This is a genomic window from Micromonospora sp. M71_S20 (genome assembly GCF_003664255.1).
Taxonomy (GTDB): domain Bacteria; phylum Actinomycetota; class Actinomycetes; order Mycobacteriales; family Micromonosporaceae; genus Micromonospora.
In genome coordinates, this window is record NZ_RCCV01000001.1 from 1542021 (window position 1) to 1555508 (window position 13488).

9 protein-coding genes are annotated in these 13488 nt (G+C 73.1%); 5 read left to right on the forward strand and 4 right to left on the reverse strand.

All coding sequences use genetic code 11. The features are described from left to right. Window positions 1-106: 106 nt before the first annotated feature. The 3 genes from DER29_RS06820 to ppc all read left to right on the forward strand — a co-directional run bounded on the left by DER29_RS06820 (window position 107) and on the right by ppc (window position 4784). The gene (locus DER29_RS06820; RefSeq protein ID WP_121396559.1) at window positions 107-763 is read left to right on the forward strand and encodes a hypothetical protein; all 657 of its coding nucleotides are present in this window, start codon (window positions 107-109) and stop codon (window positions 761-763) included. A gap of 67 nt (window positions 764-830) precedes the next feature. Then, window positions 831-1868, forward strand: coding sequence for a hypothetical protein (locus DER29_RS06825; RefSeq protein WP_121396560.1), 1038 nt, complete (start codon window positions 831-833; stop codon window positions 1866-1868). A gap of 129 nt (window positions 1869-1997) precedes the next feature. Then, on the forward strand, window positions 1998-4784 hold the full coding sequence (ppc, locus tag DER29_RS06830) for a phosphoenolpyruvate carboxylase (protein ID WP_121396561.1): 2787 nt from the start codon (window positions 1998-2000) through the stop codon (window positions 4782-4784). A 98-nt stretch (window positions 4785-4882) separates the two neighbouring features. On the opposite strand, the gene DER29_RS06835 is transcribed toward ppc, so the two are convergent. Beyond that, window positions 4883-5665 carry a hypothetical protein gene (locus DER29_RS06835; protein WP_121396563.1) on the reverse strand — a complete coding sequence of 261 codons (783 nt, stop codon included), beginning with the start codon at window positions 5663-5665 and terminating at the stop codon, window positions 4883-4885. 10 nt (window positions 5666-5675) lie between these two features. Further along, complete coding sequence (locus DER29_RS06840) at window positions 5676-6875, reverse strand: HAF repeat-containing protein (RefSeq protein ID WP_158618979.1); 1200 nt, start codon at window positions 6873-6875, stop codon at window positions 5676-5678. A 187-nt stretch (window positions 6876-7062) separates the two neighbouring features. Between DER29_RS06840 and DER29_RS06845 the strand changes: the two genes are divergently transcribed. Together DER29_RS06845 and DER29_RS06850 are read left to right on the forward strand one after the other, a co-directional pair. Continuing rightward, window positions 7063-8241: a DNA recombination protein RmuC gene (locus DER29_RS06845; RefSeq protein WP_121396566.1), complete on the forward strand. Its 1179-nt coding sequence runs from the start codon at window positions 7063-7065 to the stop codon at window positions 8239-8241. 162 nt (window positions 8242-8403) lie between these two features. After that, complete coding sequence (locus DER29_RS06850; RefSeq protein WP_121396567.1) at window positions 8404-11673, forward strand: S8 family serine peptidase; 3270 nt, start codon at window positions 8404-8406, stop codon at window positions 11671-11673. 241 nt (window positions 11674-11914) lie between these two features. Here DER29_RS06850 and DER29_RS06855 read toward each other — a convergent pair whose 3' ends face one another. Continuing rightward, the gene (locus tag DER29_RS06855; RefSeq protein WP_121396568.1) at window positions 11915-12370 is read right to left on the reverse strand and encodes a hypothetical protein; all 456 of its coding nucleotides are present in this window, start codon (window positions 12368-12370) and stop codon (window positions 11915-11917) included. A gap of 43 nt (window positions 12371-12413) precedes the next feature. Beyond that, entirely contained in the window at window positions 12414-13403 is a 990-nt protein-coding gene (locus DER29_RS06860) for a 4-hydroxy-3-methylbut-2-enyl diphosphate reductase (protein ID WP_121399058.1), read from the reverse strand. Window positions 13404-13488: the final 85 nt, after the last annotated feature.

Sequence of the window (13488 nt, forward strand, 5' to 3'; positions counted from 1 at the left end):
GCTACCGACCGGCTCCACCGGTTTTCCGCTCGTCCGACCCGCCAGGGCGCTGGCGGACGGCCTCTAGGCTGGCCCCGCCTAAGTTGATCGAGCATTCGGAGGCCGCGTGAGCACCCCCGCCGGACATCCGCCGCAGCCCTTCCACCACCGGCCGCCGGGCAGCGGCCCGTGGGGAGACCCGGTGCCGCCGCCGGTGACCAGGCGCATCCCGGAGGACCAGCCCTTCGTGGTACGGCCCAACGTCGCGAAGCGCGGCCTGCTGATGATGGGGGTGGCGCTGGTCCTCATCCTCCCGATCGCCTGCTGTGCCGGCCTCGGCATGGTGAACTCGGCCGACCCGCAGCTGCGCTCCCAGTCGGTCGTCGGCCTCCTCGCCGTGGTGGGGTGCCTACTGGCCCTGGTCGCCCTGCCGCTCGGGATCCAGCTCTGGCTGATCGGTTCCGGCGGCCCGGTGCTGGCGCTCGGCCCGGCCGGGCTCTGGATCCGCACCCGACCCACGCGGGGCCAGGCGATCTGGCTGCCCTGGGAGGGCGTCGCGCAGATCTCCCGCCGACGGTGGAGCCTGGAGAAGATGCTGGTGGTCACGCCACGCGACGCGCGGGCGCTCCGGAACCTCGGCGCGTTCACGGCGCTCGACAGTGCGACCCTGAACACCTTCTACGGCTCGGGGCTGGTCGCCACGCTCAACTTCGCGGACCGCCCCGAGGCCGAGATCATGGCGGCGGTCGCCCACTACAGCGCGGGCCGCTGCCAGCTCACCTGATCGTCGGCGGTCCCGGCCGGGCCGGGAAAAGCCACATACCGGGCACGGGCCACCCTAGGCTGACGGCGTGGACCAGGACATACGCGACAGGCTGCCGCGTACCGCCGCGCTGCTGCTCGGCACCCTGGTGCTCGCCACGGCCTTCATCACCGCGTACGTCGGTGCGCTGCACCGGCCCACGCCGCGCGACGTGCCGGTGGGAGTGGTGCGCGGGGACCAGAAGGCGCAGGCCCTCCTCGGTGCCGTGCGCAACCAGACCGGCACCCTCGAAGCAGTCGGGTACGACGACCCGACGGCCGCCGACGACGGCCTGCTCACCCGCGAGGTGTACGGGGTGCTCGCCACCACTGCCGAGGGCGGACTGGTCCTGACCACCGCCAGCGCCGCCGCGCCGGCCGCGACCGACGTCGTCGTCCAGGTCCTCGGCACCGCCGCCCGGCAGGCGGAGATGCCGTTGCGCGTCACCGACGAGGTGCCGGTGGCGTCGACCGACCCGCGCGGGCTCGTGCCGTTCTACCTGGCCGTCGGGTACGTGCTGGGCGGATACCTCGCCGCCACCGTGCTCGGCCTGGGCAACGGCACGGCCCCGCGCAGCCTGCGCCGCGCCGGGCTGCGCATCGCCGCGCTCGCCGTTTACAGCCTGGTGCTCGGGGTCGTCGGCGCGGTAGTGGTCGGGCCCGTCCTGGACGTGTGGGACCACGACCTGGTCGGCGTCGCCGCGAGCGGGGCGCTGGCCGTCCTCGCGGCGGCGATGATCGCCTCGGCGGTGCAGGGCTGGCTGGGGCTGTTCGGCACCGGGCTGGTGATCCTGCTGCTGGTCGTGCTCGGCAACCCCGGTTCCGGCGGCATCTACGCCCCCGAGTTCCTCCCCACCTGGCTGCGCGGCATGCACCGGTGGAACGTGCCGGGGCTCGCCACCGACCTGCTGAAGTCCGTCGTCTACTTCGACCGTCGGTCGACGGGCTGGCCGGTCGCCGGGCTCACCATCTGGACGGCGCTGGGCGTGGCGGGTGTGCTCAGCGCCACGCCGTTCCACGCCCGCCGCCGGGCCGCCCGCCGCACCGCACCCGCCCCCACCAGCCAAGACGTGCCCGGCGCCGGCTGAGACGCGAGGAAGGGCCACCTGCCGTACCCCGGGCGATTGCAAGGGTCCCCCTCCTTCCCGACGGGGGACGCGGATACGATCCAGGGAGTCGGACAGCGCTGTCCTTCGTACTCGCGTAAGGAGCGCATCGTGACCGACCAGCACGACCACGACGGCCCCGACGCCGCCCTGCGGGCCGACATCCGCCGCCTCGGCACCCTGCTCGGGCAGACCCTCGCCCGCCAGGAGGGTCGGCCGCTGCTCGACCTCGTCGAGGAGATCCGCGCCCAGGTGCGGTCCGACGCGCCCACCGCCGCGCAGCGCCTCGCCGGCCTGGACGTCACCACCGGCACCAAGCTGGCCCGCGCCTTCTCCACCTACTTCCACCTCGCCAACATCACCGAGCAGGTGCACCGGGCCCGGGAGCTGCGCCGCCGCCGGGCGGTGCAGGGCGGCTGGCTGGACCAGGCGGCCAAGATGATCGCCGAGCGTGGGGTGCCGGCCGAGGAGATCGCCGCGGCGGCCCGGCGGCTGGCGGTACGGCCCGTCTTCACCGCCCACCCGACCGAGGCGGCCCGCCGGTCGATCCTGTCCAAGCTGCGCGCCATCGCCGACGAGCTGGACACCGAGACCGCGAACGCGATCCTCTACGGCGCCAGCGACGAGGGCCCCGCCAACCGCCGCCTCGCCGAACTGCTCGACCTGATGTGGCAGACCGACGAGCTGCGGCTGGACCGGCCGGACCCGACCGACGAGGCCCGCAACGCCATCTACTACCTGCGCGACCTGTACGCCGAGGCCGCCCCGCAGGTCCTCGACGACCTCGCCGACACGCTGCGCACCCTCGGCGTGGAGACCTCCCCGACCGCCCGGCCGTTGTCCTTCGGCACCTGGATCGGCGGCGACCGTGACGGCAACCCGTTCGTCACCCCGGCGGTGACCCGCGAGGTGCTGACGATCCAGCACGAGCACGGCATCGCGGCCACCGAGAAGGCGATGGACCACCTGATCGACGAGGTGTCGGTGTCCCGGCGGCTGCGCGGGGTGTCGCTCGACCTCTCCGCCAGCCTGGCCGCCGACCTGGACGCGTTGCCCGAGGTGGCGGCCCGGTTCCGCCGGGTCAACGCCGAGGAGCCCTACCGGCTCAAGGCCCGCTGCGTGAAGGCGAAGCTGGCCAACACCCGGCAGCGGCTGCGCCAGGGCACCGCGCACGTGCCCGGACGGGACTACCGCGGCTCCGCCGAGCTGGTCGCCGACCTGGAGCTGCTGCGCGCCTCGCTGGCCCGCAACGCCGGCCAGCTCACCGCCGTGGGCCGGCTCGCCTCGACCATCCGTACGGTCTCCGCGTTCGGGCTGCACCTGGCGACCATGGACGTCCGGGAGCACGCCGAGGCGCACCACGCGGTGCTCGCCCAGCTCTACGCGGCCGTCGGCGAGGTCTCCGACTACCCGTCGCTGAGCCGGCAGGAGCGCACGAAGCTGCTCGCCGACGAGCTGACCGGGCGCCGGCCGCTCTCCACGCTGGACACCCCGCTGACCGAGGCCACCCGCAAGACGTTCGACGTGTTCGGCACTATCCGCGAGGCGCAGGACCGGTTCGGCAACGAGGTCATCGAGTCGTACATCGTGTCGATGACGCTCGGGGTGGACGACGTGCTCGCCGCGGTGGTGCTGGCCCGCGAGGCCGGCCTGATCGACGTGCACAGCGGCCGGTCCCGGATCGGCTTCGTGCCGCTGCTGGAGACCCCGGCCGAGCTGAACACGGGCGGCGAACTGCTCGACGAGCTGCTCTCGCTGCCGGCGTACCGGGCCCTGGTGGCGGCGCGGGGCGACGTGCAGGAGGTGATGCTGGGCTACTCCGACTCCAACAAGGAGGCCGGCATCACCACCAGCCAGTGGTCCATCCACCGGGCCCAGCGCGCGCTGCGCGACGTCGCGGCCCGGCACGGCGTACACCTGCGGCTCTTCCACGGTCGCGGCGGCACCGTGGGGCGCGGCGGCGGGCCCACGCACGAGGCGATCCTGGCCCAGCCGTACGGCACCCTGGACGGCGCGATCAAGGTCACCGAGCAGGGCGAGGTCATCTCCGACAAGTACTCCCTGCCGTCGCTGGCCCGGGAGAACCTGGAGCTGACGCTGGCCGCGGTGCTCCAGGCCACCCTGCTGCACACCGCGCCCCGGCAGCCCGCCGAGATGCTGGAACGCTGGGACGCCACGATGGAGCTGGTCTCCGACTCGGCCTTCCGGTCGTACCGGTCGCTGGTCGAGGATCCGGACCTGCCCGCGTACTTCTGGGCGTCGACGCCGACGGAGCTGCTCGGCGCGCTGAACATCGGCTCCCGGCCGGCGAAGCGGCCGAACACCGGGGCCGGGCTCGCCGGGCTGCGCGCCATCCCGTGGGTGTTCGGCTGGACCCAGACCCGGCAGATCGTGCCCGGCTGGTTCGGGGTCGGCTCCGGCCTGGCCGCGGCCCGCGAGGCGGGGCTGGAGGACGTGCTGGCCGAGATGCACCGCAACTGGCACTTCTTCCGCACGTTCCTGTCGAACGTCGAGATGATGCTCACCAAGACCGACCTGAGCATCGCCCGCCGCTACGTCGAGACGCTGGTGCCGAAGAAGCTGCACCCGATCTTCCACAAGATCGAGCAGGAGTACGAGCTGACCAAGCGGGAGGTGCTGGCGGTGACCTCCTCGCCGGCCCTGCTGGAGAACTCGCCGGTGCTCCAGCGCACCCTGGCCGTCCGCGACACGTACCTGGAGCCGCTGCACCACCTCCAGGTGGCGCTGCTGCGCCAGTACCGGGAGTCCGGGGCGGCGGGCCGGGCGGTGGCCACCGCGCCGGGCGGCCGGCGGGCGCCGAGCGACGGTACGGCGCTGGAGCGGGCGCTGCTGACCACGGTCAACGGCATCGCCGCCGGTATGCGCAACACGGGCTGAGGGGCGCGTAAGGGCCCCTTCCCGACGCTTCCTGCGCGGGGAGGGGCCCTTACGGACATCACCGGCGAACCCGGCCGGCGCGGTCGTCGACGTCGGCCCTACCAGTCACCGCCGCCGAGATCGCCACCGCCGAAGTCCCCGCCACCGAAGTCGCCACCGCCGAAGCCGCCCATGTCACCGCCTCCGACGTCGCCGCCGGCCTCACCGCCCTGCTCGCCGTAGCCGGTGGCGTCTCCGAAGCCCTCCTGGTAGCCGGCCTCGTAGCCGTACCCGGGATCGGCGAAGCCGGGCGAGAAGAGCGCGTCGGCGATCAGCACGCCGCCGAGGACACCCGCGCCGGCACCCAGTGCGGTCTTCCACCACGGGGTGGAGTACCAGCCCGCCGGCACCGGCCGGCCCTGGTAGCGCCCGCCCGGGTAGTAGTAGGGGGTGTCGCGGCCGGGCTGCGGGCCGGCCTTGAAGGTCTGCCCCTGCACGTCGACCTGACGCTCCCGGGTGAGCTGCCCGGCGCCCTGCGCGGCGGCCAGCGGGGGCAGCTCGGGGCCGGGATCGATGCCGAGCGCCACCCGGGCCGCCCGGGCGTAGGTCAGCCCCTCCAGCGCGGTCTCCCGGGCCAGGCGGTACTGCTCGACGCTGCGGGCCTGCTCCAGCTGGCTGCCGGCCGCGTTGTAACGCTCCCCGGCGTCGACCAGCGCCTGGCGCACGGCCGGGTGGTCGCCGTGCAGGTTCATCACCTGACCGCCGAGCCGCTCGTACCAGCGCTGGGCGTCGGCCCGTACGTCGGCGAGGCGCCGGGCCTCCCGGGCGGCGCTCTCCCGGCGCCACCAGACGACCGCACCCACCAGCAGCACCACGAGGATGAGCAGCGGCAGATATCTCATGTCTGCGACGTTACCCAGGCCAGGCCAGCGTCACGCCTCCGATGGACGCAGCCCGACGGCCGAGGTTCCACACGACGGCGTGCACGTCGCCGCCCGTGGGGGCCAGGTGGCCGGCGACGAGCCCCCGGTCGTTGACGAAGCCCACCCGGCCGCCCGAGCGGCCGAGATCCAGCGGGCCGAGGTCGACGCTGCGACCCCGCCCCCAGGCCACGCCGTGCTTCGCGCCGCCGGCGACCAGCGCCTCACCGACCACGGTGCCGGCGTCGTTGATCGCCATGGCCTGGCTGTACGAGCCGCCGAGCGTGCCCAGATCGGTGACGGCGCCGTGGTGCCACCGCACGGCGCGCATGTCCGTCGGGGTCTGCGCGCTGCCAGCGATCTGCCCGCGCCGGTTGATGCCCACCGGGTGGCTGTCGGTGCCGCCGAGGGTGCCGAGGTCCGTGAAGACATCGTCGTACCACAGGAAGGCGTGCCATCCGGAGCCGTCGACCCGCATGGCGCCGACCACCTGGCCCCGGTCGTTGATGCCGGTGGCCATGCTGGTCGCACTGGCCGGCGGCGTCAGCCGGACCAGCGTGCCGTCGCGCCACAGCGCCGCCTCGGTGGAGGTCCCGTCCGCGCTGGTGGTGAAGCCGACGACGTCACCGCGGTCGTTGATCGCCGCCGCGAGGGTGTCGCCACCGCGACCGGGCAGGTCGGTGCTGATCCCGTTCCGCCAGCGGAACGCCTTGCCGTACTGGCCGCTGTCGTCGGTGTATCTCGTGCCGATCACCTCGCCGCGCTCGTTGACGCCGACGGCCGAGGACGACCCGTGCACGCCGGAGAGGTCGGTCATGACGCCGTCGCGCCATTGGAACGGCCTGGTCCGCCCGTCGGCCAGGGTGGTGGTGCCGACCACCACGCCCCGCTCGTTGACGGCGGCCCCGTGGCTGTCCGTGCCCAGCGTGCCGAGGTCGGCCAGGGCCCCGTCCCGCCACACGAACGCGTGGATGCGGCCGTCGGCGGTCTGGCTGTTGCCGAGGACCAGCCCGGAGTCGGTGAGCCCGACGGTGACGCTCCAGTCGCCGCCCAGCGTGCCGAGGTCCCGCCAGCCGACGGCGCCGACGGGCGGCGTGGCGATCGCCGCGGCCGGAGCGCCCGGCGCGGTGAGGCCGGCGAGGAGCACTCCCGCCGCGACGAGTGTCCGTACGGGACGCAGCAGACCAGTCATGCCGTCTCCCTCCGAGGTCCTGTCGTCACTCTGGGCCATGTCCCCGGCTCCTGTCTGCCCCGGAACGGCCCCACCTCGCCACGCTGCTCGGCACGATCGGCCACAACGTCCATCCACGACAAAGGCGGCGGGTGCGGCGAGAGCGGCACGGCGGCGCGCGGCGCGCCGGTCTGGCAAGCTCCGGGGGGTGGACTTCTCGACGCTGGCCGTGGTGATCGTCTGCCTCGCCGCCGGGGGCGCGGCGGGCTGGTACGCCGCCCGGAACCGCTCGGCGACCGAAATCGCCCGGCTGGACGCCACGCTGCGCACCACCCGGGAGGGCGAGGGGCGGCTCGAACAGTCCATGCGGGCGCTGAGCTACGAGGCCACCGCGCAGTCCCAGGAGGCGGTGGCCCGCGCCGTCGCCCCGCTGCACGACACGCTGCGCCGCTACGAGCAGCGGGTCGCCGAGCTGGAGCACGACCGGGTCGACGCGTACGCCGAACTGCGCGAGCAGGTCCGGGCGATGAGCACGGTCTCGGGCGAGCTGCGCACCGAGACGAAGCAGCTGGTGGCGGCGCTGCGCGCACCCCAGGTACGGGGCCGCTGGGGTGAGCACCAGTTGCGCCGGATCGTCGAGGCGGCCGGCATGCTGGAGCACTGCGACTTCTCCGAGCAGGTCACCGCCGCCACCGACCACCAGGGGGTCCGTCCCGACCTGGTGGTCCGGCTGCACGGCGGCCGGTCGGTGGTGGTGGACGCCAAGGCGCCGTTCGACGCCTACCTGACGGCGATGGAGGCCCGCGACGAGCGGGGCCGCGACACGCACCTCGACGCGCACGCGAAGCACCTGCGCGGGCACGTCGACGCGCTGGCCGCCAAGACCTACTGGGCCGCGTTCGACAGCACGCCGGAGTTCGTGGTGCTCTTCGTGCCGGCCGACCCGTTCCTCGACGTCGCGCTGCAACGCGACCCGACGCTGCTGGAGCACGCGTTCGCCCGCAACGTGGTGCTGGCGACCCCGGCCACCCTGGTCGCGCTGCTGCGTACGGTCGCCTACTCGTGGCGGCAGGAGGCGCTGGCGCGCAACGCGGTCGCGGTGCACTCGCTGGCCCGGGAGCTCTACGGGCGACTGTCGACCCTGGGCGAACACGTCGGCAAGCTCGGCTCGTCGCTCGGCGGCGCGGTGACCGCGTACAACCGGGCCGTGGGGTCGCTGGAGGCGCGCGTGCTGGTCAGCGCCCGCAAGCTCGCCGAGCTGGGGGTCTCGGACCAGGAGCTGGCCGCGCCCGCGCAGATCGAGCTGGCGCCCCGGCAGCCGCAGGCCCCGGAGCTGCTCGAAAACGCCGATGCCGGACCGCCGACCGGACGGTCGACACTGGACTGACGACCGATACCTACCACTGCCGATGTGACAATGGACGAGCGCCCATGTCACGAAGTGGTCACAACGAACTCGGTGGTAGTGACAGTGACCAGCGGCAGCGCGAAGGATTCGCTTCACGCGTGCCCTGCATCTGAGGGCCCTGTTCTCTGGAGGAAAGAGAACGTGAGCAAACCCCGAAACCTGAGCCGGCGGACATCCGCCGCGCTTTTCGCGTCGGTCGTGGCGGCCAGCGCCGTGACCGTGGCCGGCGGTGCCGCCACGGCGAGCGCCGCGCCCACCGCCGCACCCGACGCGTCCCAGGCCACCCCTGTGGAGGCGCTGGGCTCGCACGACGCCAAGCTGCTCGCCGAGGCGGAGGCGAAGAAGGCCCCGACCGTCACCCTGATCGTGGCCACCAAGAAGGGCGAGGCGAAGGACGTCGCCGCCGACCTCAAGAACCTCGGCGCCGCCGTCACCGAGCGCTACGACAGCATCGGTTACGTCCTGGCCAAGGTCCCCACCGCCAAGGTGGTCAAGGCGGCCACGCTGCCCGGCGTCTCCGCCGTCGACCTGGACGAGACCATCCAGCTGCCCGACCCGACGCCCGAGGTCGCCCCCTCCGGCAAGAAGGCGGCGAAGCAGGCGGCGACGCTGCCCGGCCCGGGGGCCGACACCCCGGCCGCCAACCCCTACATGCCGACGAACGAGATCGGCGCCGTCGACTTCGTGGCGAAGAACCCCCAGTGGGACGGCCGCGGCGTCACGATCGGCATCATGGACTCCGGTGTGGACCTCGGCCACCCGGCGCTGCAGAAGACCACCACGGGCGAGCGCAAGATCGTCGACTGGGTCACCGCGACGGACCCGTTCGAGGACGCCACCTGGCGCCCGATGCTCACCGAGGTGACCGGTCCGACGTTCACCTCCGGCGGCGCGACCTGGACGGCCCCGGCGGGCACCTACCGGTTCAACCGGTTCAGCGAGTCGATCACGGCCGCCAGCGACCCGGCCGGTGACGTCAACCGCGACGGCGACCGGACCGACACGTTCGGCATCCTCTACGACCCGGCCACCCACAACATCTGGGTGGACGCCAACCAGAACAACAACTTCACCGACGACGCCGTGATGCGGCCGTACAAGGAGAAGTTCGACGTCGGCTACTTCGGCACCGACAACGCGGCCACCCCGGTGGTCGAGCGGATCCCGTTCGTGGTCGAGTACCGCGAGGACGTGGACACCGCCCCCATCGGCGGTCCCGGCCTGGTGGACTACGTCAACATCGGCATCGTCGAGAGCACCCACGGCACCCACGTCGCCGGCATCACCGCCGCCAACGACATGCTCGGCAACGGCGCCTTCGACGGTGCCGCGCCCGGTGCCAAGCTGGTCTCGGCCCGCGCCTGCTCCTGGGGCGGCGGCTGCACGTACGCCGCCCTCACCACCGGCATGGCCGACCTGGTGATCAACCGCAAGGTCGACGTGGTCAACATGTCGATCGGCGGCCTGCCGGCGCTGAACGACGGCAACAACGCCCGCGCCGAGCTCTACAACAACCTGATCACCACCTACGGCGTGCAGATGTTCATCTCGGCCGGCAACTCCGGCCCGGGCCTGAACACCATCGGCGACCCGTCGGTGGCGGCCAACGTGGTCAGCGTCGCGGCCAGCATCAGCAAGGACACCTGGCTGGCCAACTACGGCTCCGCGGTGAAGAAGAAGAACGCGCTGTTCAACTTCTCCTCCCGCGGCCCGCGCGAGGACGGCGGCGTCAAGCCGAACATCGCCGCCCCCGGCTCGGCCATCTCCACCGCCCCGACCTGGCAGCCCGGCAACGCGGTCCCCGAGGCCGGCTACGCGCTGCCCCCGGGCTACGCGATGCTGAACGGCACCTCGATGGCCTCCCCGCAGGCCGCCGGCGCCGCCGCGCTGCTGCTGTCGGCCGCTAAGGCGACCGACAAGGGCGTCACCCCGGCCGCGCTGCGCCGGGCGATCTACAGCTCGGCCAAGCCGATCGAGGACGTTCCGACGTACGCCCAGGGCTACGGCATGTTCAACGTGCCCGGCGCGTGGAAGCTGCTGCGCAAGGGCGTGGAGACGCGCTCCTACACCTCCGAGGCCCCGGTCTGCACCGTCCTGTCCGGTCAGCTGGGCACCCCGAACCGGGGCACCGGCCTCTACAACCGGTGCGCCTCCACCGACGGTGGACAGCGGATCGGCCAGTCGAAGAGCTACCAGGTCAAGGTCACCCGCACCAGCGGGCCGGCCGGCACCGTGAAGCACAACGTGGGTCTGCGCGGCAACGACGGCACCTTCAAGGCGCCGAAGACCGTCTCGCTCCCGCTGAACAAGACCGTCACCGTCTCGGTCACCGCCAAGCCCGCCACCGCCGGCGCGCACGGCGCGATCATGACGATCGACGACCCGGCCACCTCGGTGATCGACTTCGAGGTCTCCACCGTCGTCGTCGCCTCGAACGACGTGAAGAAGCCGAACTTCTCCTTCTCGGCCGAGGGCTCGGTCGACCGGAACGGCTTCACCTCGTACTTCGTGACGGTTCCGCCGGGCACGGGCGCCCTTCAGGTGAACCTCTCCGGCATCGCCACCGGTTCGCAGACCCGGTTCATCGCCTTCAACCCGTACGGCGTCCCGGTGGAGAGCACCTCCAGCCTCGCCTGCTACACCAACTTCTCCGACGTCAACGCCTGCAAGCCGCAGGAGCGCGACTACCAGAACCCGATCGCCGGGGTCTGGGAGATCGAGGTGGAGTCCCGTCGGACCTCGCCGTCGCTGAACAACCCGTTCCAGCTTACGGCGCGGGTGCAGGGTGTCGCGGTCGAGCCGGCCGTGGTCGAGCTGCCGTCGGTCACCGCCGGTGCGGCGACCCCGGTGACCTGGTCGCTGACCAACACCTTCGGCCCGGTCGCGGTGACCGGCCAGGGCGGCCCGCTCTCCAGCGTCCACGCTGAGCGGCCGACCATCGCCGAGGGCGCGTCGCAGGAGTACACCGTGGAGGTGCCGGCGGGCGCGACCCGCTTCACCGCCCGGATCGGCAACCCGGCCAGCGCCGCGGCCGACCTCGACCTCTACGTCTTCCGCGGCACCGCAGAGGTCGGTCGGGCCGCCGACGGCGACTCCGAGGAGGCCGTGACCATCAACAACCCGCCGGCGGGCACCTACCGGGTGGTCGTCGAGGGTTACGCGGTGGACGGGGCCGGTGGCAGCACCGCCTACGACTACCGGGACTCGTTCTCCGCGGCGGCGCTGGGCAGCCTCTCGGCGCCCGCCACCCCGCTCAACCTGGCCCACGGCGCCACCGCCACCCTCACCGGTACGGTGACCGCCCAGTCCACCCCGGTCGCCGGTCGGGCGCTCTTCGGTGAGCTGTCCGTGGTGACCACCGAGGGCGCGGTCGTCGGCCGCGGTGCCGTCTCCATCGGCACCGTGAACTGACCCGTCCCGCACCGGAACACCGGAGCCCGTCCCCACCCGGGGGCGGGCTCCGCCCGTTCGGGCGACTTCCGTCGCGACGCACGGGCTCGGGGTATCCGCTACGGACGGGCTCGGGACGTCCCGCGACGCACGGACCCGGGGTGTCCCGACGCGACCGCGGGTGGACGGGCTCCGCCCCTCCCGTCAGCCGCGACGCGCGATCTCGGGGCGTCCCGGCGCGGACGGGCTCCGGCCCCTCCGGTCAGCCGCGGCGGGCGGTCTCGACCAGGAAGGGCGTGCCCTGCTGGCAGGTGGTGAGCAGGTCGCGCTGGACCCGGCCGGTGACCGTGACCTTCGCGCCCGCCTTCAGCAGGTCGCGCGGGCCGCCGATCAGCAGGTAGTTGTCGAGCAGCAGGCAGTTGGGCTCCACCCCGGAGGTGACGGTCCCGGTCAGGGTGGTGCCGCCGGCCGGCGGTGTCTTCGTCGGCCCCCCGGTGGGCCTCGTGGGCGGCGGCAGGGCCGGCCCCGTCGGGTCCACCGGGTCACCGGAGGTCGGCGGGGCCGTGGGGATGCTCGGATCAGGGCTGGGCGGGCTGGTCACCGGCTGCGCTCCCGTCGGGGTCGGGGTGGGGGTGTCGCCGGCACCGTCCTGCCCGCCGCAGGCGCTCAGCGCCACGCAGACGGCCAGCGCGGAGACGGCGAGCCGAAGAGTCCTCATACCCTTGTCTGACGCAGCGGGGCCGCCTGCCGTTCCCGCCCGGTCAGCCACGGGCCGCGGCGGCGGCCTTCATGTCCCGCTTCAGCTCCTGCGGCAGCGAGAAGGTCAGCCGCTCGTTGGCGGTCACCACCTCGTCGACGTCGGTGAAGCCGCGCGCCGCGAGGTGGGCCAGCACCTCCTGGACCAGCTCGTCGGGGACGCTGGCGCCCGAGGTCAGGCCGACCGTACGCGCCCCCTCCAGCCAGGCCTCGTCGATCTCGTGCGCGAAGTCGACGAGGTGACCGGCGCGCGCGCCGGCGTCCAGGGCCACCTCGACCAGGCGTACCGAGTTGGAGGAGTTGGTCGAGCCCACGACGATCATCACGTCGCACTCGGGCGCGATCTCCTTGACCACGTGCTGCCGGTTGGAGGTGGCGTAGCAGATGTCGTCGCTGGGCGGTGACTGGAGCATCGGCAGCCGCTTCTTGAGCCGGGCCACCGTCTCCAGCGTCTCGTCGACCGAGAGGGTGGTCTGGGAGAGCCAGACGACCTTGTTCGGGTCGCGGACGGTGATCCGGTCGGCGTCCTCCGGGCCGTCCACGAGCTGGATGTGCTCGGGGGCCTCGCCGGAGGTGCCGATGACCTCCTCGTGCCCCTCGTGGCCGATCAGCAGGATGTCGTAGTCCTCGGCGGCGAACCGCTTCGCCTCCTGGTGCACCTTGGTGACCAGCGGGCAGGTCGCGTCGATCGCCCGCAGCGAACGGGTCCGGGCCTGCTCGTAGACCTCCGGGGCCACCCCGTGCGCGGAGAAGATGACGGTGGCGCCCTCCGGCACCTCCTCGTTCTCCTCCACGAAGATCGCGCCCTGGGCCTCCAGGGTCTGCACGACGTGCTTGTTGTGCACGATCTGCTTGCGTACGTAGATCGGGGCGCCGTAGAGCTTGAGTGCCTCCTCCACGGTCTGCACCGCGCGGTCCACGCCCGCGCAGTAGCCGCGGGGCTTGGCCAGGATCACGCGCTTGCCGGTCCGGGACGTCACTTCAGCCTGAGTCACCCGCCCATCGTACGTGCCGCCCCCGAGGGCGACACGGGACGCGACCGCCACCACGGCGCCGGCCGTGGCCTGCCGGAACGGGGGC

Coding starts and splice junctions, on each gene's coding strand:
- DER29_RS06835 (WP_121396563.1), bottom strand. CDS start 5,665: ATGAGATATCTGCCGCTGCTCATCCTCGTGGTGCTGCTGGTGGGTGCG.
- DER29_RS06840 (WP_158618979.1), bottom strand. CDS start 6,875: ATGACTGGTCTGCTGCGTCCCGTACGGACACTCGTCGCGGCGGGAGTG.
- DER29_RS06855 (WP_121396568.1), bottom strand. CDS start 12,370: ATGAGGACTCTTCGGCTCGCCGTCTCCGCGCTGGCCGTCTGCGTGGCG.